The organism is Mucilaginibacter sp. OAE612, from assembly GCF_041806395.1.
Taxonomy (GTDB): domain Bacteria; phylum Bacteroidota; class Bacteroidia; order Sphingobacteriales; family Sphingobacteriaceae; genus Mucilaginibacter; species Mucilaginibacter rubeus.
Map to the genome: position 1 here is coordinate 901,860 of NZ_JBGMUW010000001.1, position 17,993 is coordinate 919,852.

15 protein-coding genes are annotated in these 17,993 nt (G+C 43.1%); 6 read left to right on the top strand and 9 right to left on the bottom strand.

What is annotated here, in order from left to right; genetic code table 11:
* Nucleotides 1–6 precede the first annotated feature (6 nt).
* The 4 genes from ABID99_RS03860 to ABID99_RS03875 all read right to left on the bottom strand — a co-directional run bounded on the left by ABID99_RS03860 (nt 7) and on the right by ABID99_RS03875 (nt 5,594).
* On the bottom strand, nt 7–3,438 hold the full coding sequence (locus ABID99_RS03860; RefSeq protein ID WP_373612918.1) for a SusC/RagA family TonB-linked outer membrane protein: 3,432 nt from the start codon (nt 3,436–3,438) through the stop codon (nt 7–9).
* 278 nt (nt 3,439–3,716) lie between these two features.
* The gene (locus ABID99_RS03865) at nt 3,717–4,178 is read right to left on the bottom strand and encodes a FecR family protein (protein WP_373612919.1); all 462 of its coding nucleotides are present in this window, start codon (nt 4,176–4,178) and stop codon (nt 3,717–3,719) included.
* Nucleotides 4,150–4,902 carry a FecR family protein gene (locus tag ABID99_RS03870; protein ID WP_373612920.1) on the bottom strand — a complete coding sequence of 251 codons (753 nt, stop codon included), beginning with the start codon at nt 4,900–4,902 and terminating at the stop codon, nt 4,150–4,152. Before ABID99_RS03870 ends, ABID99_RS03865 begins: the two co-directional genes overlap by 29 nt.
* An 89-nt stretch (nt 4,903–4,991) precedes the next feature.
* On the bottom strand, nt 4,992–5,594 hold the full coding sequence (locus tag ABID99_RS03875) for an RNA polymerase sigma-70 factor (protein WP_090528019.1): 603 nt from the start codon (nt 5,592–5,594) through the stop codon (nt 4,992–4,994).
* A gap of 680 nt (nt 5,595–6,274) precedes the next feature.
* Here ABID99_RS03875 and ABID99_RS03880 point away from each other — a divergent pair.
* Both ABID99_RS03880 and ABID99_RS03885 read left to right on the top strand, forming a co-directional pair.
* The gene (locus tag ABID99_RS03880; RefSeq protein WP_373612921.1) at nt 6,275–8,062 is read left to right on the top strand and encodes an ABC transporter ATP-binding protein; all 1,788 of its coding nucleotides are present in this window, start codon (nt 6,275–6,277) and stop codon (nt 8,060–8,062) included.
* 383 nt (nt 8,063–8,445) lie between these two features.
* A complete protein-coding gene (locus tag ABID99_RS03885) occupies nt 8,446–8,778 on the top strand; it encodes a DUF3276 family protein (protein WP_090528014.1) in 333 nt (110 codons plus the stop codon).
* Nucleotides 8,779–8,871: 93 nt separating this feature from the next.
* Here the strand turns inward: ABID99_RS03885 and mgtE are convergent, their stop codons facing one another.
* Nucleotides 8,872–10,242 (bottom strand): magnesium transporter, encoded by a 1,371-nt coding sequence (gene mgtE, locus ABID99_RS03890; RefSeq protein WP_176628513.1) that lies wholly within the window; start codon nt 10,240–10,242, stop codon nt 8,872–8,874.
* Nucleotides 10,243–10,460: 218 nt separating this feature from the next.
* Here mgtE and ychF point away from each other — a divergent pair, with 218 nt between their 5' ends.
* Nucleotides 10,461–11,564: a redox-regulated ATPase YchF gene (ychF, locus tag ABID99_RS03895; protein ID WP_373612923.1), complete on the top strand. Its 1,104-nt coding sequence runs from the start codon at nt 10,461–10,463 to the stop codon at nt 11,562–11,564.
* A gap of 266 nt (nt 11,565–11,830) precedes the next feature.
* Here the strand turns inward: ychF and ABID99_RS03900 are convergent, their stop codons facing one another.
* Both ABID99_RS03900 and ABID99_RS03905 read right to left on the bottom strand, forming a co-directional pair.
* On the bottom strand, nt 11,831–12,637 hold the full coding sequence (locus ABID99_RS03900) for an AraC family transcriptional regulator (protein ID WP_090528005.1): 807 nt from the start codon (nt 12,635–12,637) through the stop codon (nt 11,831–11,833).
* A gap of 98 nt (nt 12,638–12,735) precedes the next feature.
* A complete protein-coding gene (locus ABID99_RS03905) occupies nt 12,736–13,620 on the bottom strand; it encodes an oxidoreductase (protein WP_090528002.1) in 885 nt (294 codons plus the stop codon).
* Nucleotides 13,621–13,785: 165 nt separating this feature from the next.
* On the opposite strand from ABID99_RS03905, the gene ABID99_RS03910 reads away from it, so the two are divergent.
* The gene (locus ABID99_RS03910; RefSeq protein WP_090527999.1) at nt 13,786–14,073 is read left to right on the top strand and encodes a hypothetical protein; all 288 of its coding nucleotides are present in this window, start codon (nt 13,786–13,788) and stop codon (nt 14,071–14,073) included.
* Between the two features lie 103 nt (nt 14,074–14,176).
* Here the strand turns inward: ABID99_RS03910 and ABID99_RS03915 are convergent, their stop codons facing one another.
* Complete coding sequence (locus tag ABID99_RS03915; RefSeq protein ID WP_090527996.1) at nt 14,177–14,992, bottom strand: SDR family oxidoreductase; 816 nt, start codon at nt 14,990–14,992, stop codon at nt 14,177–14,179.
* 75 nt (nt 14,993–15,067) lie between these two features.
* Between ABID99_RS03915 and ABID99_RS03920 the strand changes: the two genes are divergently transcribed.
* Together ABID99_RS03920 and ABID99_RS03925 are read left to right on the top strand one after the other, a co-directional pair.
* Nucleotides 15,068–15,430, top strand: a complete 363-nt coding sequence (locus tag ABID99_RS03920; RefSeq protein WP_090527994.1) for a helix-turn-helix domain-containing protein — start codon at nt 15,068–15,070, stop codon at nt 15,428–15,430.
* A 73-nt stretch (nt 15,431–15,503) separates the two neighbouring features.
* Nucleotides 15,504–16,892, top strand: coding sequence for a sulfatase (locus ABID99_RS03925; RefSeq protein ID WP_373612924.1), 1,389 nt, complete (start codon nt 15,504–15,506; stop codon nt 16,890–16,892).
* A gap of 151 nt (nt 16,893–17,043) precedes the next feature.
* Here ABID99_RS03925 and ABID99_RS03930 read toward each other — a convergent pair whose 3' ends face one another.
* Entirely contained in the window at nt 17,044–17,991 is a 948-nt protein-coding gene (locus ABID99_RS03930; RefSeq protein ID WP_373612926.1) for a polysaccharide deacetylase family protein, read from the bottom strand.
* Between the last annotated feature and the right edge of the window lie 2 nt (nt 17,992–17,993).

Below are 17,993 nucleotides of genomic sequence, written 5' to 3' on the forward strand. Positions count from 1 at the left end.
GTATAATTAAAAGGTAACATTTAAATTAAAGCCAAAAGTGCGGCTGGTTGGCAGCGCGCCACTGTCATAACCATATCCCTGGGCAATACTGTCTGATGCTTCAGGATCAAAAGTTGGCAGGTTTTTCTTAATATAGAAAAGGTTACGGGCAATAAGTGAAAGGGTAACCGAGCGGATATGGCTGCCGTTCAACAGGCTTTGGGGCAGCGAATAGCCCAGGGAGATTTGCCTGAATTTGACAAAAGTGCGGCTAAACACATGTGCTTCATCAGCGCTTTTATCGGCATTACCGCCATCATTATATTGGATATAAGGACTAAACGGCAGGGTGTTTTTTTGGTATACAGGTGCCGATGCAGTACCGGTGTTGATAACGCCGTTTGGTATATAGTTACCGTCGCGGCCAACAAGTGAGGCTTGTGAATTACCAAAATAGTTGGTCCACCGGGCACCTGCTTCATAAATCTGGCCGCCAAACTGGCCGTCGATAAGGAAGCTGAACGAGAAGTTTTTATAGTTGAAGGTGTTGGTGATACCGCCAGCCCAATTTGGGTTTGGTGAGCCAAGATAACTTTCATTATTGTTAACATCTTTGATAACGGCGTCATTTGGCTGTGAGGCATCAGATGTGCCATATCTCGAATTTACGGGTACATAAACATCCTGGCCCTGGGCATTCTTTAAAAATGTGGTACCGAAAATAGAACCCAGCGGATAACCTACCTTTGATTTTATGTTGTAATAATGCGAGATCCCGTTAGCGCCGATTGTAGGGTCGAGCGCGGTTACCATGTTTTTGTTTCTGGCAGCATTAAAACCAACGTTCCAGGTGAAGCTTTGCGTTTTAATGGGGCTGCCGGTAATAGCTAACTCCACGCCGCGGTTATACATGGAACCGGCGTTAAAGTATAATGAATTATAAGTGGTTGCATTGCTGATTGTTGATTGCAGTAAAAAGTTATCAGACTTTTTGTAGTAGTAAGCAAAATCAACCGATATCCTGTTTTGGAAAAATTTAAGTTCGGTACCGAGTTCTGTTTCTGTTGTAGTTTCAGGTTTTAAACTTGGCGGCGGTACGGTTGCGCCGGTAATTTCAGCATTGGTAATGCCATTTACAGGCGGCTTAAGCGTAAAGGTGAGGTCGGTAAGCTGCGGGGTGGGGTTACTGCCCGTTTGCCCTATAGATGCCCTTATTTTACCAAATGATAACACTGACTGATCTAATTTCAACGCATCGGTAAATACAAAGCTTAAATTAGCCGATGGGTAAAATAAGTTTGGTTTAAAATTAGGGCGGGTAGATGCAAGCGCCGAATACCAGTCATTACGGCCGGTTAGTTCCAGAAACAGGTATTCTTTATAGCCAAATTGCACATCGGCAAAAACCGAATTGGTTTTATACCTCGGCGTATGCGATTCTGTAGGCGGGTGCACATTGCTTGCATTGCTAAAGTTTAACAGGTTAGGGTCGGCCAGTCCTTCAGCATACAGGTCTAATGAATATTGTTGTGAATTTTGTAGTTCGGCACCGGCAAAGGCATTCACCGTAAGATCTGAAAATTTATGATCGTATGATAACATCGCCCTAACATCAGATTTTTGCTGCTCAATGGTAGTAGTACGGTAAACGCCGTTGGTATTAATTACGTTATTTGGGCGTACCACAAATAAGGCGGGTGTGTTTATATAGTCGTAACCGGCAACTAAATTGGCATGCAGGTGGCTTGTAATATCATAAGTGATATTGCCCGATGACAGGATGCGGTTTTGCGTTTGGTTGTTTGTTACCTGTTCTATCTGCACATAAGGGTTGGCGTTATAAGTTGACAGGTATTTGCCGTCAGGGGTTTTATCATCCAGCAAAGTGATATCTGTCGAGCTTGCAATACGCGGATAAGCAAGGCCAAATGAACCGCGGCCATCCCCGCGTAAAAGCGGCGCGTTCTTGCGTAGGGTTCTTGAAAGGTCTATCTTAAAATCGGTATGTAACCTGCTGCCATAATCCTGGGTGGCACGTATTACGGCGTTATAGCGCTCGTATTTTTCGCCGGGGGTAGGCAGGTTATCTTGCGTTTGCGATAGCGAAACCCTGTATGAGCCGTTTTCGGTGCCTTTTGTAAAAGCCAGGCTGTTGGTAGTAGTTACACCGGTTTTAAAAAAGCGATCGAAGTTTTTTGCTGCCGATTGAGATACATAGGGTTTTGTTTTTCCGTCGATATCTATAAATGGCCTGCCATCCAGCTTACCACCCCATGACCATCCCGGCGCATCGCCGGAGTTATCCGCAAGCTGCCCGTAAAATATCGGATCGCTATAATCGGCGGCGGTGTATGGGCGGCCAAGGTAACCACGGCCATACTCGGTTTGCAAATCGTCATAAGGCACCATTTTTTCCAGCACCGTGTTGCTGTTAAAGCTGATACCGAGGCCCTGGCCTTTTTTGCCTTTTTTGGTGGTGATTAAAATAACGCCGGCTTGCGCGCCACCTCCATAAAGAGCTGCAGCCGACGCTCCTTTTAAAACGCTGATACTTTCAATATCATCGGGGTTGATAGACGATAAACCATCACCCGGGTCAGACCCGCCATAAACTTTGCCGCCATCGTCGCTGTTTTCGCGGGTGCTGCTGTTGATAGGCACGCCGTCAACAACATATAATGGCTGGTTTGATCCCGAAAATGACGAGTTTCCCCGCAGTATAACCCTTGATGAGCCACCCGGGCCGTTTGGCGGGCTTTGCACTACCAAACCTGCCACTTTACCTTCCAACGCGTTTATAAAGGTAGGTTCGCGGGTTAGCGATACCTCTTCGCCGCCAACCTGACTTATGGAGTAACCTAATTGTTTTTCGGCTTTTTTAATACCTAAAGCGGTTACCACAACCTCACTTAATTTGCCTGCTTCACTAAGGCTAACTGTTAAAAACGTACTATTGCCAACCGCTACTTCCTTAGGTGTGAAGCCAACAAAGCTTACAATCAAAATGCTTTTATCATCGGGTACGTTAATGCTGAAAGCGCCATTTGCATCGGCAGTTACGCCCAGTGTAGTGCCCTTGAGTTGGATGCTCGCGCCGGGTAAAGGCTGGCCTTTTTCATCAACCACCTTGCCTTTAATGTTAAGCGGTACAGCGCTTGTAATAGTATTGTCCTTTTCCTGCAAAAAAACCGTGTTGTTTACAATTTTGTAGGTTAAGGGCAGGTTTTTTAAGCAAGCGTTTAAAGCTTCATCAACCGAAGCATCTTTTACTTTAACGGTAATGTTTTTATTACGTACATCTTTTGTATCGTAAAAAAACAGGTACCCATTCTGTTTATTGATTTCCTTTAGCACCTGTTTTAAAGGTACGTTAGTAGCATCGAGGTTAATCTTTTGACTAAACGCGCTCGCGCTGCATTGCATAAAGGCTATGACCATAAATAGGGTAGTCAATTTCATAACCAATAGAATTTTTTTGGGCAGCCACGGCTTATAAATGGCTGTTGAAAAAGCATTTAATTTCATACTTTTGGAAAGTTTGGGTTAATACATGGTTAGGGACACTAAGCTTGTTTTTCCGGTTTACCGGAAGGGTTAACTCAAATATTTACCGTACCCTGATGCCAGTCGGGGTGCGGTTATTTAAAATAACCTTGGTTTTGGGGGAGTACCGCCTAAGGGGTTTTTTGTATGTTTTTTTTCATCCGGTTGGGTTTAGTTAGTAGTTTAATATTTGTTTAAGGCCTTACGGTAATTGTTTTTCCTTCAATTGTGTAATGGATCTTTTTGAAACGCATAGCATCCAATATTTGTGAAGCATTAACGTTCATCGATATTTCGCCGGAGAACGTGCGTTCTTTTATTTTTCCTTCATATTTTACGTCCACATCATACCAGCGGCTAATTTGTTTCATTACTGATTCAATGCCGGCATCATTAAAATGGAAAACGCCATTTTTCCAGGCTAACGCCTCGTCCATATCTGCCTGGGTAATATTTACATCTCCATTTTTTAAGTGCGATTGTTCGCCGGGTTTAAGCAGGTAGTTTTTATTGCCCGCTTTTATCCTTACGCTGCCTTGAAGCAGGGTTGTTTTAATTTCATTTTCGTCGGCATAGGCATTAATGTTAAAATGCGTACCTAATACCTCAACAGTTTGCCCATCGCTCTCAACCCGGGAACGGTTTGGTTTTATCATGCGCTACTTCAAAATATGCCTCGCCGGTAATTTGTACTTTGCGCTCGTTTCCGTTAAATACAACAGGAAATTTGATGGATGACGCGGCGTTAAGCCACACATTAGTGCCGTCGGCCAGTATCAGGTGGTATTGCCCGCCGCGCGGGGTGCTCATTGTATTATAAGCAACAGCGGCAGGCTGTGCAGCTATCGAATTATTTTTATTGTAGGCAACCACTCCGTTGCTTAGTTTTTTAATTGTGGTGTTGCCCTGGCTGGCTATATTGCCATTGCCGGCACTGTTTAAAACAACCTTGCTGCCATTGGCTAATGTGAGGATGGCTTTGTTGCCGCCCGGAGCAATTTCATGGTTCTTTTTTATAATTGCCACAGTTTGTTGCGGCAAACGGTTTAAATAAACAGGTATACCGATGGCCATGCATAAAATAATGGCGGCCGCTGCTGCCAGTAACCAGTTAGGGAGTCTAAAGTGTTTAACAACAGTTGGCTGCAGCCTGGCTTTAACGTGGGCCAAAGCATGTTCGGTATTAAATGAGCGGTATTCGGCATAGCGGCTTTCGAGCTCGTTTTCGTTAAGGATGGTATCAAATAAAGCGCTGTTTTCTTCGCTGGCCTCAACCCATGAAAATAACTCGGCATGTTCTGCCCCGCTTAAATTGCCATTTAAATACTTACTGATAAGATCAGAAATCCTTAATCGGCTGTCTGTTTTTGAATTATCCATGCGTCTATAACCGGTATTTGATGATAGAACAGGAAAGGGTGGGGTTTTATCTAAAGGAAATTGAAATAAATTTTATGTTTTATTAACGCCTACTTTACATGGCCCATAATACCGGGTAATATCAGGAGCATTCCGAGTGCAAGTCCTTCGTCAGACAGGCGGTTTTTTAACAAACTGAGGCCACGCATTTTTTGGTTGTTTACCGTACTTATGGTAATGCCGAGTTCGCAGGCAATTTCTTTGGCTTTTTTACCATCTTCAAAAGTCATCCGGATAATTTTGCGGCACTGTTCGGGCAAAGTATCCACTGCTGCAAAAACCTGCCTTAATACCTCGGCGTGTATGATGTTATTTAAAATGGTGGCCTCCTCTATATCGGTATTTACAAGGGTTTGCCGGTGGGCTATTTTAACGCTGTTTTTTTCAAGATAATTGAAACAGGTGTTCTTTACGCTCACATATAAGTAAGATCTGATAGCATCCGCAGTGCAGGGCATGTTCTCTTTTTGCCAAAATTTAACAAAAACATCCTGTACCAGGTCTTGCGCGTCAACGGTGTCATGAATAATGCGGGAGGCGAAAAAGCACAATGGCCGGTAAAATTTTTCAAAAATCTGATCGAACGCGGCTATATCTTTGCCCTTAAGTAAGGTAAGTAGCTCATGTTCTGTCAAATCGACCCGGTTGTTCATATAAATAACGAATATAAGTATTATTTAACATTAACATCATCATGCTGCCCATAGTTACAGGAAAATCACTGTAAAAATGATGAGACCTGTTTTACTAAATCTCATCTGAAAAATTTCTACACGAATGCTTTTCAAACGATTCACAATTAATCGAATTACACGAATCTTAAATCAATTGGAAATTCGTGAAATTCGATTAATAAGTGAAAATTAGTGTGAGAATTTTTCATTTATGATTTCTCGATGTGCATGTGGTTAAAAGCGATTTCCCTGCTGATAGTTGCAGGAAAATTGCCTTTTGTATATGGATACATAATATTGATAATACTGACAGGATCCTGTCAGTGTTCAATTTTTAAAAAACAGGTGTTCAACGTTTTATTTTGTAATTTCATAACTATCTGATTATTAGTGCATGTGTGTTCATTTTAAGTTTTAACGCACTTTGGCTTATTTGTAATGTATTGATTATCAATGGGGTTTATTTTAGAGAAATATGCAAGTGTTCACACTTTTAAAAATTGAACACTACCAGGATTGTTACGAGTGTATCAATGTAACATTCTTACATCCTCCCGACTTTTCCATCCAATCACTCTCCTCAAATTTTAATACTTTTGATTATTATGTCAGGGCTTTCCGACTTTCGGACATTCCCGACTTCCGGACTATAATAATAAATGAAAGACCTCGCATACCTTAATAAGTTTTTTTACAAATACCGCTGGCGGCTTATCCCGGGCGTGTTGTTTGTAATCATATCCAACGTTTTTGGTGTGCTGCCGGCACAGGTTATCCGCGTAGCTTTTGACCTGGTTACCGAAAACATAGGGGCCTACCAGCTTTTTTCGGGTTTCGACAGGCAGAGTTTTATTTATGATATTTTCGGTACCAGCTTATTCCTGTTTGGTACACTGGTATTAGTGCTAGCCTTGCTGCGGGGCCTGTTCCTGTTTTTTATGAGGCAAACCATCATCCTCATGTCGCGCCATATCGAGTACGATTTAAAAAACGAGATCTACAACCACTACCAGGAACTTTCACTGGCCTTTTATCGCCGCCACAACACCGGAGATTTAATGAACCGGGTAACCGAGGATGTTAGCCGTGTGCGCATGTACCTTGGGCCGGGTATTATGTACTCCATCAATACCGTAGTATTGTTTGTTATGGTGATATATGCCATGCTAACAGTAAACGTACAACTGGCCATTTTTTCGGTATTGCCATTGCCTATTTTGGCCGGTGTTATTTACTATGTAAACAATATTATCAATCACCGCAGCGAGATGATCCAGGAGCGCCTGTCTGGTTTATCCAGCTTTGTGCAGGAAAACTTTTCGGGCATCAGGGTGATCAAATCGTACGTGCGCGAAGGCTTTGTGCGCGAAAACTTTGCCAAGGAGAGCGAAGACTATAAAGTGCACTCCATGGAACTGGCTAAAGTACAGGCCCTGTTTTTCCCCATTATGTTATTACTGGTAGGCCTGAGTAACGTAATAACCATGTACGTTGGCGGGGTAGAAGTAATAAAAGGTAACATTACTCCCGGTAATATCGCCGAGTTTATTGTGTACCTCAATATGCTGTCGTTCCCGGTTATTTCGCTGGGTTGGGTAACCTCTTTGGTGCAGCGTGCCGCGGCTTCCCAAAAACGCATCAACGAGTTTTTACACCAAAAACCAGAGATTATTTCGCCAATTGCGGAAAAGCATCATGTTAAGGGATTGATTAAGTTTGATGATGTATCGTTCATTTATCCCGATACCGGCATCCAGGCTTTAAAGAATGTTTCGTTTACCGTAGAGCCGGGACAGATGCTGGCAATTATAGGTCGGACAGGTTCGGGTAAATCAACAATTGCCAACCTGGTGATGCGTATGTACGATACTACGGGTGGGGAGATCTCCATTGACGGTCGGCCGATAAAATCGTTGAGTCTTGAAAACTATCGCTCGCAGATAGGTTTTGTACCGCAGGAGGTTTTCCTGTTTTCGGATACCATAGCCAATAACATTGCTTTTAGTGCCGATGTACTAGATATGCCGGTTGTTGAGCAGGCCGCCAAAGATGCCGCGGTGTACAATAATATTATTGAACTGGAAGAAGGTTTTACAACCCTTATAGGCGAACGCGGCGTTACCTTATCGGGCGGGCAAAAACAGCGTGTATCCATTGCACGGGCCATATTTAAGCGCCCGCAGGTTTTGATCTTTGACGATTGTCTTTCGGCAGTTGATACCCGCACGGAAGAGGAGATTCTGAATAACCTTGGCCGGGTAATGCAGGATAAAACAAGCATCATTATAGCCCATCGCATTTCCACCATAAAAAATGCGGACAAGATCCTGGTAATGGATAACGGCCAAATTGTTGAGCAGGGTAACCATGCGTACCTCATGCAGCTTAAAGGCACCTACTTTGAGCTTTACGAAAAACAATTACTGGAAGAAGAGGAAAACGCATAACGAATGGGGCTCAAGTGAGCATGCCCGCAACCTCCGCACAACACTTGCGCCGGTGGGAGATGAATTTGTGTGTGTCTTGTCCTGAAATAGGTTTACCTGTCACGTCCCAAAAAAGGTTTACAGTTTATAAAATAATTTTTGTTATACATTTACCCCGCATTGTAACAGGTGGCCCAAGTTAGCCTCCGCACAGCCAAACCCGCAAAACTTGCGCCAGTGAAGACTTATGTGCGTTCTCTTTTCACAACTCACCTGTAATCGGTCATCCACACAAAAAAATGACGCTTTTGTTTCAAAAAACTCAATAATAACGAATAAAATACTTGCACTTTGAAAATTTATTTATATTTATGCCAACCAAAACTAATTACAGGTAAATATATATGGGAGATTTTGACAATAGAGAGCGTGAAGAGGTTTATTCAAAGAAGGTGAGAGCCGGGAAGCGGACCTATTTTTTTGATGTAAAAGCAACCCGTTCAAACGATTATTATGTTACTATTACTGAAAGCAAAAAGCGTTTGGAAGATGGGGTGTTTGTAAAACACAAGATCTTTTTATATAAAGAAGACTTTGAAAAATTTGCCGAAGGTTTGAAAGATACCATCGACTACATCAAATCAAACCAGGAGGTAGTTGAAAAACGCTATGAGTACAGCGAAAACCCTGAAATTGCCAGGGCATCTGCCGATGAAGATTTTTCGTTTGAGATCTAATTATTACAGAACAATACTAAACTAAAATAATTAAAGCCCTGCTTCTTATTCAGAAACAGGGCTTTTTTCGTGTGTTATATTTGAAAACGAGGATTACAATAATATACCCCGCATAAATATTACGGCTATAGTAAAGTAAATGATCAACCCGGTAACATCTACCAGGGTGGCTACAAACGGAGCTGACGAGGTAGCAGGGTCGGCGCCAAGTTTTTTAAGCAAAAGTGGCAGCATCGAACCTGATAATGATCCCCATAAAACAATACCGATAAGGGACGCGCCTACGGTAAAGCCTACCAGCATCCAGTGCGGGCCGTAAATATTGCTGAACATGCTCCAGGCCGCTATGCGTAAAAAGCCTATTAAACCTAAACAAACACCAAGCATTAAACCCGAAAGAATTTCCCTGCGCATAACCCGCCACCAGTCGGCAACGGTAACTTCACCAAGGGCCATGGCCTGGATAATGAGGGTTGAAGCCTGCGAACCACTGTTACCACCGCTCGAAATAATTAATGGAATAAAATAAGCCAGTACAACTACTTTGGAGATCTCATCGCCAAAATAACCCATAGCGGTAGCGGTAAGCATCTCTCCTAAAAATAAAATGATGAGCCAGCCTACGCGTTTTTTTACAAGTTTAAAAAGGTTGATATCAAGATATGGTTCATCCAGCGCTTCCGTACCACCTATTTTTTGGATATCTTCGGTATATTCTTCGTTAGCTATCCAAAGGATGTCGTCAACTGTTACAATGCCAAGCAATACGTCATTATTATCAACAACAGGTAGGGCGGTGCGGTTATTCATCCTGAAAACGTTGATTGCTTCTTCCTGCGGATCACTGGCACTAAGCGAAATCAAACGACCATCCATTAGCTCACTCACCTTGGTTTCGGGCTTTACCAATAAGATCTCGCGGATCCGGATGTCATCAAGTAAAACACCGTGCTCATCAATTACATAAATAACATCGATGGTCTCTGAGTTTTTACCATACCGGCGAATGTGCGAAAGCACACGGCTTACGTCCCAGGTGCGTTTAACGGCAATATAGTCGGGTGTCATTAAGCGGCCAACGCTTTCTTCTTCGTAACCTAAAAGTTTTAAAGCCTCCTCGCGGTTTTCGCGTGAAAGTTTTTGGATAAGTTTTTGAACGGCGTCACCATGCAATTCGCTGAAAAGTGACGTGCGGTCGTCAGGAGGGAGTTCGTTGATCAGATCTTCAAGCTTTTGACCCGAAAGTTTTTTGATGATCCGCTCTTGCACAGGGAATTCAAGGATGCGGAACACGTTAACCGCGCGGTTAAGCGAAAGGGTTTCGATGAATTTTGGGCCATGTTCAGGAAGTTCACCAATCAGTTCTTCAACATCCGATATGTTAAGGTTGTTCAAATATTCCTGTAATTGGGTATCGTCTTGTTTTTCCAGCAACAATTCTATTTGCTCAACCATTTCTTCCATATATAGGCCCTCCTCTTTTACATCGGTGTATTAATATTTAGCTTCTTTTTTCCGAGCGCAAAAGTCGTTTATTTTTTCAAATTATAAGGCAAAATTTTCTGTTATCTTTGCGCTTTTTAAAGTGAGTGGTTTATTAGGTTAAATGGTTGAGTAGTTTACCGAAATCAAAACTTAATCAACCCAATCAACCATTCACCCAATCAACTAAAAACACAAAAATGGGTTTACAATGTGGTATAGTAGGTTTGCCGAATGTGGGCAAATCGACACTTTTTAATTGCTTATCAAACGCTAAGGCACAAGCGGCTAACTTTCCGTTTTGTACTATTGAGCCAAACGTGGGTGTAATTACAGTGCCGGACGAGCGCTTAACAAAGCTTACCGAAATAGTACAGCCAAAATCAATTGTACCAAACGTTATAGAGATAGTTGATATTGCCGGCCTGGTTAAAGGGGCCAGCAAAGGCGAAGGTTTAGGTAACCAGTTTTTGGCCAATATTCGCGCTACCAATGCTATCATCCACGTATTACGTTGCTTTGATAACGATAATGTGATCCATGTTGATGGCTCGGTTGACCCAATCCGCGACAAAGAAATCATTGATACTGAACTGCAGCTAAAGGACCTTGAATCTATTGAGAAAAAGATCCAGAAAGTTGAAAAGATGGCCAAAACCGGCGGCGACAAAGAGGCTAAAAAAACCTTTGATGTTTTAACCGTTTATAAAAATCACCTGCTGGAAGGTAAGTCGGCCCGTACTGCACCTGTTGAGGAAGAAGATAAAGAATATGTAGCCGACCTTTGGCTGCTTACCGCCAAACCGGTATTATATGTTTGTAATGTTGATGAAGGTTCGGTAAGTACCGGTAATGCTCATGTTGAAAAAGTAAAAGCAGCCGTTAAAGATGAAAATGCCGAAGTGCTGATCATTTCAGCTCAGATTGAATCTGAAATTTCACAACTGGAAACCTATGAAGAGCGCCAGATGTTTTTGGATGATCTGGGTCTTGCCGAATCAGGTGTTAACAAACTGATTAAAGCGGCATACAGGCTATTAAACCTGGCTACCTACTTTACTGCCGGTGTGCAGGAAGTTCGTGCCTGGACTATTACTCAGGGTTTCACCGCGCCACAGGCGGCGGGTGTGATCCATACCGATTTTGAAAAAGGCTTTATCCGTGCCGAAGTAATTAAATACGAAGATTTTGTGAAATTCAACGGCTCTGAAGCTGTCATCAAAGAGAACGGCAAGCTGGGCGTTGAAGGTAAAACCTATATTGTGCAGGACGGAGACATTATGCACTTCAGGTTTAACGTTTAGGGAATAGACCCAAGACGGCAAGAGTCAGGAATTAAGAATTTAGAGTCAAGACAAAATTTAGAGTTAAGACAATAAGATACAAGAGCCAGGAATGAGATCTAATCCATTTCTGGCTCTTTTTATGTCTTAACTCTTGACTCATGATTTCTTGACTCTATTTCTCGTCCTGATTCTTAAGTCTTGACTTCTCGCTTCTGTTTTTTCTTGTCTCTTGACTCTTGCTGTCTTGACTCTATTTTCTTGATTTCTTGACTCTCCCCCAGCGGCTACACCGCCGACGGCGCTACCCCATAAGCTTTTTTAAAGGCGAAGGAAAAGTGGGAGAGATCTTTAAAGCCCACATCCATGTACACGTCCGATACTTTGTGCTTCTTTTCTTTGATCAGGAAGTAGGCATCCTTTAATCGTTGCTGCTGGATCCACCGGTTGGGTGATATATTAAAGATCCGTTCAAAATCACGCTTAAAAGTAGCCAGGCTGCGGCCGGTTAAGTAAGCAAAGCGGTTCAAGTCTACATTAAAACGATAGTTTTGAGTCATGAAAGCCTCCAGGTCTATTTTGCCGGGTTCACTGAAATCAAAGAGGATATTTTTGAGTTCGGGGTTTGTTTCCAGCAAAATCATTACAGCTTCCTTAACCTTGTGCAGGGTAAGTGCCGGGCTAATTTCGTCGCCGGTTTTATCCATATAAGGACTTAACGATGTAATGTAATTGTTGAAAAGCTCGTTTGGTCTCAGAAACAAAGCGCTTTCGCCTGAATACTGGCCATCTGCATGCAAATCAAGTTCGGCACTCATACTTTGCAGGGTAGTCTGATCCATACCAATAGTGATGGTTTTAAATTCGCCGCCTGCGGGTGGATGCTTTACAAATTTAGCCAATTCGTTCCGCTTCAGAAAACGGTAATCGCCTTGTTTAAAGTAATAGTTTTTACCGTTGACATAAAGCTCCGAATCGCCGGAGAGGATATAGCCGAATACATGGTCGGCAATAAATTGCTCGCCAGCTCGGCTTACTTGCGAGTAACAGGAATAAAGTATCCGCGGCGACGTTTTTGTATTTGGCACAGGCATGTTGTTCAAATTTAATAATAAAGAAAGACTTACGAAGTTTCAAGAGCTTCGTAAGTCTGATATATCCCGGGGAACATGTCCCCACAACCGAAATTATATTATGCTTTTTGAGCGGTTATTGATTTCCCAAATTCTGTATTCAGAAAATCTTCCGCTTCGGCATGATCAGTTGAAGTTGTAACAGGGAGCCATTTTTCAAATTCGGCCTTGCGTGCTTCGTCGGCTGCTTTTAATAAGCCGGCGGCTTCACTGCCTAATATAAGGTGTATAGGAGGCTCCGGATGTTCAACTATATCAACCATTGCTTTCGCTGCTTTTTTGGGGTCGCCCACAGGAATAAATTTACCGCTCGATAAATAATCGGCACGCGCGTCAACCGTTTGTTCATAGCCTTCAACCTTTGGTGCATAGCTCATGGAATCACCAGCCCAATCGGTACGGAAACCTCCCGGCTCAACGCTGGTAACCAGTATGCCAAGTGGCTTTACTTCTTTAGCTAAAGCTTCAGTGAAGCCGCTAAGACCAAACTTAGCTGCCTGGTACATGCTTAAACCTGCATTGCCAACGCGACCACCAACCGAGCTAATCTGCAAAATACGGCCCGAGCGTTGCTTGCGCATATAGGGCAAAACCGCACGGGTGATCTCGATGGGGGCATATAAATTCGTTTCCAGTTGACTGCGTACCTGCTCATCAGTAAACGCTTCGGCTGCACCAATGATCCCGAAACCGGCATTGTTTACCAATACATCAATTTTGCCAAAGTGGGCTACCGCGTCGGCAACGGCTTTATATACTGCCGGGTAATCGGTAACATCTAATTTTATCGGATATACCTGACCGGGATATTGATCAGCCAGATTTTTCAATTGTTCGGGGTTACGTGCTGTTGCTGCAACATTATCGCCTGCTGCTAAAACTGCTTCTGTAAGGCTGCGGCCTAATCCGCGGGCGCTGCCTGTTATAAACCATACTTTTTTCATAGTGTTATCTTTCTTTTTGATAACACAAAGTTAGGTTGAAAGGCGGCGCGGCGTTTTGTTAAAAAGCTCAAGTTGCTTTGTTGAAAAGGTCGAGCTACAGGTTTTGGTCGTCAGGTATCGGATAAAGAAGTTATATTAGTAGATAGAGAAAGAATAATAAATGATATGGTATCTAAACAGTTAGAATATATTGATAACGGTCGTGAAGGGTACGTTATTTATAGGGATGGAGATATTAAGTTGCAGTTTCTGTACGAGTTAGCTGCCGGCAGGCACGTTGCATTAGTATATATTCCGACAACGGAAAGTTGGTTTGAAAAAACAGGGATACCTACTAATAACCGGCATCAGGTAATTGAATTTATAGCCCGCCAGGTAATAAAAGATCGAGCACCCGATGCGACTTATGAATTATATGATGATTGTATAAGTCTGTTACAAGAAACCGATTAGTAAACTATAAGCTCTTAATGTTGATAATAATAATTGCCCCAATATGCGAGCGGGTTCATTAGCTCGTTTTATCAGGGCAATCCCAAAATCCTACAAATCACGGTTAAAAGAAGCTGCTCATCTTATCCATATATTCCTCAATAGGCATCGAGCTGCGCATGTTCATTAGCATGTTGCCCATATCACCTATCACCGTACGGAACTTGTTGTTTTTGCCGGTGGCAAGATCATCAATAGCATTAACAATCAACATCGGATCATCCAGCTGCGATTCATCACGTGAGCCCATCAGGTTTTGCAGTTTGTTGGTAAGTTCATCGTACGCAGTTATATCCGGGTTTTGGTTCCAAACTACGCTTTCAACAAAGTTGTTTCCTTTTGATCCGCCTTGCTCTATCAGTCTTAAATGAATATTAAGCGGTTTTAGTTCGTAATATAGTCCTTCTGTAAGGCCTTCTAATGCAAATTTCGACATGTTGTACAGTGAGCCAAGTGGTACGGCCGAAGTGATACCCATAAAAGAGCTGATGTTGATGAACATACCTCCTTCGTTTTCCCTGAAATGAGGCAGGAAGGCACGGATGATATTAATAGGACCGCGGGCATTTACCGCAAACTGCCAGTCGATATCTTCTTCTTTGGCAAGTTCCAGTGCACCGTAAGTACCCATACCTGCATTGTTCACCACAACATCAATTTTACCGAAAGCGGCTATCGCTTGTTCTGTTGCTGTTTTTACCTGTTCAAGGTTGGTTACATCCAGTTTAAATATTTTGATATTAGGATATTGTGTTAGTTCGGTTTCCTTTTCGGGTGTACGCATGGTGGCGGCTACATTCCAGCCTTGTTGTGCAAAATGTTTAGCGGTTAATTTGCCCAGTCCGCTGCTTGTTCCGGTTATAAAAACTGTTTTTGACATGGTATTTTATTTTTTGATGCAAAAGTATGTTATAATTGGTATAATTTTGTAACCAGTTACACAGAGTATACCAGTATGGAAGAGGGAATAACGTCATACCAACGTAATCATGCCGATGAGCGGCAGGCTTTACAAGACACCATGTATGTTATTGGCGGTAAATGGACGCTGCCAATCATTAATTCTATTTGCAACGGAAACAAACGTTTCAGAGAAATTGAGCGGAGCATCCCCGGCATCACCACGCGCATGTTATCGCGCGAGCTGAAAACCATGGAGATGAACAAACTTGTTAAACGTACGGTGACCCCAACTTCGCCGGTTTTAATTGAGTACGAATCGACAGAGTACTGCCGGAGTTTTGGCGGCATCATTTTGGAGATGATAAAATGGGGCAAGGAGCATAGGGAAATGTTGAGGAAGGCTGGTAAGCAGTAGTTGTTAATCCCCATTGTAAAAGTTAAGATATCTTTAACGGTCATCCGCTATAAAAAACTATTTTCACCCGGTAATGAAACATTATACCCAATTAACCTGCAAAGGCCTTTTCCTTTTGGTTTTTATATTTTTAATTGCACCGGCTTTGGCACAGAAAAAGCAATTGCCCAATATTATTTTTGTACTGGCCGATGATATGGGGTACTCTGATTTGAGTTGTTATGGTAACCCGGTGATCCGCACGCCATTTTTAGATAAGATGGCGCAAAAAGGGGTGAGGGCAACCAATTATGTAGTGAGCAGCCCAACCTGTACGCCATCAAGGGCTTCATTACTTACGGGGCGTTATGCTTCAAGGATGAACCTGCCGGCACCGATAGGCCCCGGTTCAAAGCTTGGTATCCCCGATCAGGAAATTACCATTGCCGAAATGCTGAAACAAATTGGCTATAAAACTGCCATGATTGGTAAATGGCACCTTGGCGATCATGCGGCTTATAACCACCCTATGGCGCAGGGTTTTGATTCGTATTATGGCTTGCTGTATAGTCACGATTATCGGTCGCCTTATGTGAAAACGGATACCACAATTAAAGTATTCCGAAACCATAAGCCCGAGATCTTAAAACCTGCCGATTCATCGCTGATAGAGTTGTATCAACGGGAAACCATCCATTTTATTAAGGAACAAAAAAAGAATGATAAACCCTTCTTTTTGTACCTGGCTCATAATATGCCGCATTTACCGGTAGCCTTTGCATCATCGGCGAAAAATAAAAACAGAAGCGATGGCGGTCATTTAGGTGATGTAGTTGAACAGCTTGATGAAAGCCTTGGCCAGGTTTGGGCAGAGCTTGAAAAGCAGGGACTGGCTGATAATACAATATTCATGTTTTCGAGCGATAATGGTCCATGGGTAGATTTTCCTGACCGGATGCTTGGCGATAGTGCCACTAAACATTGGGATGCAGGTACCGCCGGTGTATTTCGCGGCAGCAAGGGATTAACATATGAAGGCGGGGTACGTGAGCCATTCATTGTTTACTGGAAAAATCATACTCCGGTTGGCGCAAGCATCACCAGCATGATGAGTAACCTGGATGTGTTGCCTACACTTGCCAATTGGACTGGTGCCCCGCTGCCGAAAGGCCGTACCTTGGATGGGCAGTCGATAGCTGATGTATTAACTGGCAAAGTGCCTAAACATCCCGAACACAGACCTATTTACTATTATAACAACAGCGTTTGCGAGGCTGTGCGCCTTGGCGACTGGAAGTATCGTGAAGTAAAGGCAAATAACAATGTTGGTGGCGTAGCAGGTTCGCCGCTACCTGCAAAAACCGAACTGTTTAACCTGGCTTATGACCCCAGCGAACGTACCAATGTTATAAATGAATACCCTGAAATGGCTCAAAAGCTAAAAGCTCTTTTTGACCAATATCCGGGTATGAAGGAGAATTAGAATATAATTAAACGCTTAATAAAACCATGTCATTGAGGAGCGGAATGGGAAAGAGCTCGGGTGCGACGTGGCAATCGCATGCTATACAGGGCCGATATGCTTCCGTGCGATAGCCATGCTGCGCTCGCAATGACATGGTTATATATTGTCCTTAACTCTCCCTTATCGTCGTCTTATCCTCCAAAGCCATTTTAGCGATTTCATCTTTTCGTTTAAAGCTTACGCCTTTGTGCTGTTGTATGTATTTGATCAACTCATTGGAGGCCTTAACCATTTGCGGGGTACCGCCAATACGGTCGTGGAAACTGATTGACATTTGGCGGCGTTTAAATTCAGCCTCGGCATAAAGCTGGTCGAACTCCATTTTTACCTGTGTGAGGAATTGATCTGTCGAGAAATTTTTGCCTTCAATCAGCACAATATCGTTGTTGCGGATGGTATAAGGTACCACCACAAAATCTTTTTGATTTATGGGGATGATAAAAGGCTCATCGCGGCTCAAATCGTCAATATGGTATACAAAACCAAGTTCCTGTAATATTTTCAGCGTGTTTTCGCCGCGGCGCAGCCAATTGGCGTTGTAGCCTACCGGAGTAAAACCGGTTACTTTTTTAATGGCATCGGCGCTATCTTTTATAAACTGCTTTTCCTGTTCATAGGGCATGGTGTATTGCGTGGCCCAATTCATGCCATGTGCTGCAGCTTCGTGTCCACGGTCCACAATTTCTTTAGCTAAGGAGGGGTTTTTAAGTACAGCCGAACCAACCATGTGCGACGTTACTTTAATGCCCAGTTTATCCCAGTTATCCAGCATACGGGGAATCCCTTCTTTATAACCGTATTGAAACCAGGTTGCACCGGGCAGATCGATATAGCCTTTTTGCATATTCTGCGGAAACGGGCTCTCGGCATTATCCGGCTGACCACCGGCCTCAAACTGCATGGATATAGAAACCACCAGCCTTGAACCATCGGCCCATTTTGAGGTATTAAAGTTATTTACCGGTGTGTTTTGTTTAGCCGATGCCAAATTACTGCCCACAAGGCCGGCCAACCCTAAAAGTCCGCCTTGTTTTACAAAATCTCTTCTTGAGCTCATGA

What these genes read in the sequence shown, in the direction of transcription:
- ABID99_RS03860 (WP_373612918.1), bottom strand. Translation starts at nt 3,438, where the DNA reads ATGAAATTGACTACCCTATTTATGGTCATAGCCTTTATGCAATGCAGC.
- ABID99_RS03865 (WP_373612919.1), bottom strand. Translation starts at nt 4,178, where the DNA reads ATGATAAAACCAAACCGTTCCCGGGTTGAGAGCGATGGGCAAACTGTT.
- ABID99_RS03870 (WP_373612920.1), bottom strand. Translation starts at nt 4,902, where the DNA reads ATGGATAATTCAAAAACAGACAGCCGATTAAGGATTTCTGATCTTATC.
- ABID99_RS03875 (WP_090528019.1), bottom strand. Translation starts at nt 5,594, where the DNA reads ATGAACAACCGGGTCGATTTGACAGAACATGAGCTACTTACCTTACTT.
- ABID99_RS03880 (WP_373612921.1), top strand. Translation starts at nt 6,275, where the DNA reads ATGAAAGACCTCGCATACCTTAATAAGTTTTTTTACAAATACCGCTGG.
- ABID99_RS03885 (WP_090528014.1), top strand. Translation starts at nt 8,446, where the DNA reads ATGGGAGATTTTGACAATAGAGAGCGTGAAGAGGTTTATTCAAAGAAG.
- mgtE (WP_176628513.1), bottom strand. Translation starts at nt 10,242, where the DNA reads ATGGAAGAAATGGTTGAGCAAATAGAATTGTTGCTGGAAAAACAAGAC.
- ychF (WP_373612923.1), top strand. Translation starts at nt 10,461, where the DNA reads ATGGGTTTACAATGTGGTATAGTAGGTTTGCCGAATGTGGGCAAATCG.
- ABID99_RS03900 (WP_090528005.1), bottom strand. Translation starts at nt 12,637, where the DNA reads ATGCCTGTGCCAAATACAAAAACGTCGCCGCGGATACTTTATTCCTGT.
- ABID99_RS03905 (WP_090528002.1), bottom strand. Translation starts at nt 13,620, where the DNA reads ATGAAAAAAGTATGGTTTATAACAGGCAGCGCCCGCGGATTAGGCCGC.
- ABID99_RS03910 (WP_090527999.1), top strand. Translation starts at nt 13,786, where the DNA reads ATGGTATCTAAACAGTTAGAATATATTGATAACGGTCGTGAAGGGTAC.
- ABID99_RS03915 (WP_090527996.1), bottom strand. Translation starts at nt 14,992, where the DNA reads ATGTCAAAAACAGTTTTTATAACCGGAACAAGCAGCGGACTGGGCAAA.
- ABID99_RS03920 (WP_090527994.1), top strand. Translation starts at nt 15,068, where the DNA reads ATGGAAGAGGGAATAACGTCATACCAACGTAATCATGCCGATGAGCGG.
- ABID99_RS03925 (WP_373612924.1), top strand. Translation starts at nt 15,504, where the DNA reads ATGAAACATTATACCCAATTAACCTGCAAAGGCCTTTTCCTTTTGGTT.
- ABID99_RS03930 (WP_373612926.1), bottom strand. Translation starts at nt 17,991, where the DNA reads ATGAGCTCAAGAAGAGATTTTGTAAAACAAGGCGGACTTTTAGGGTTG.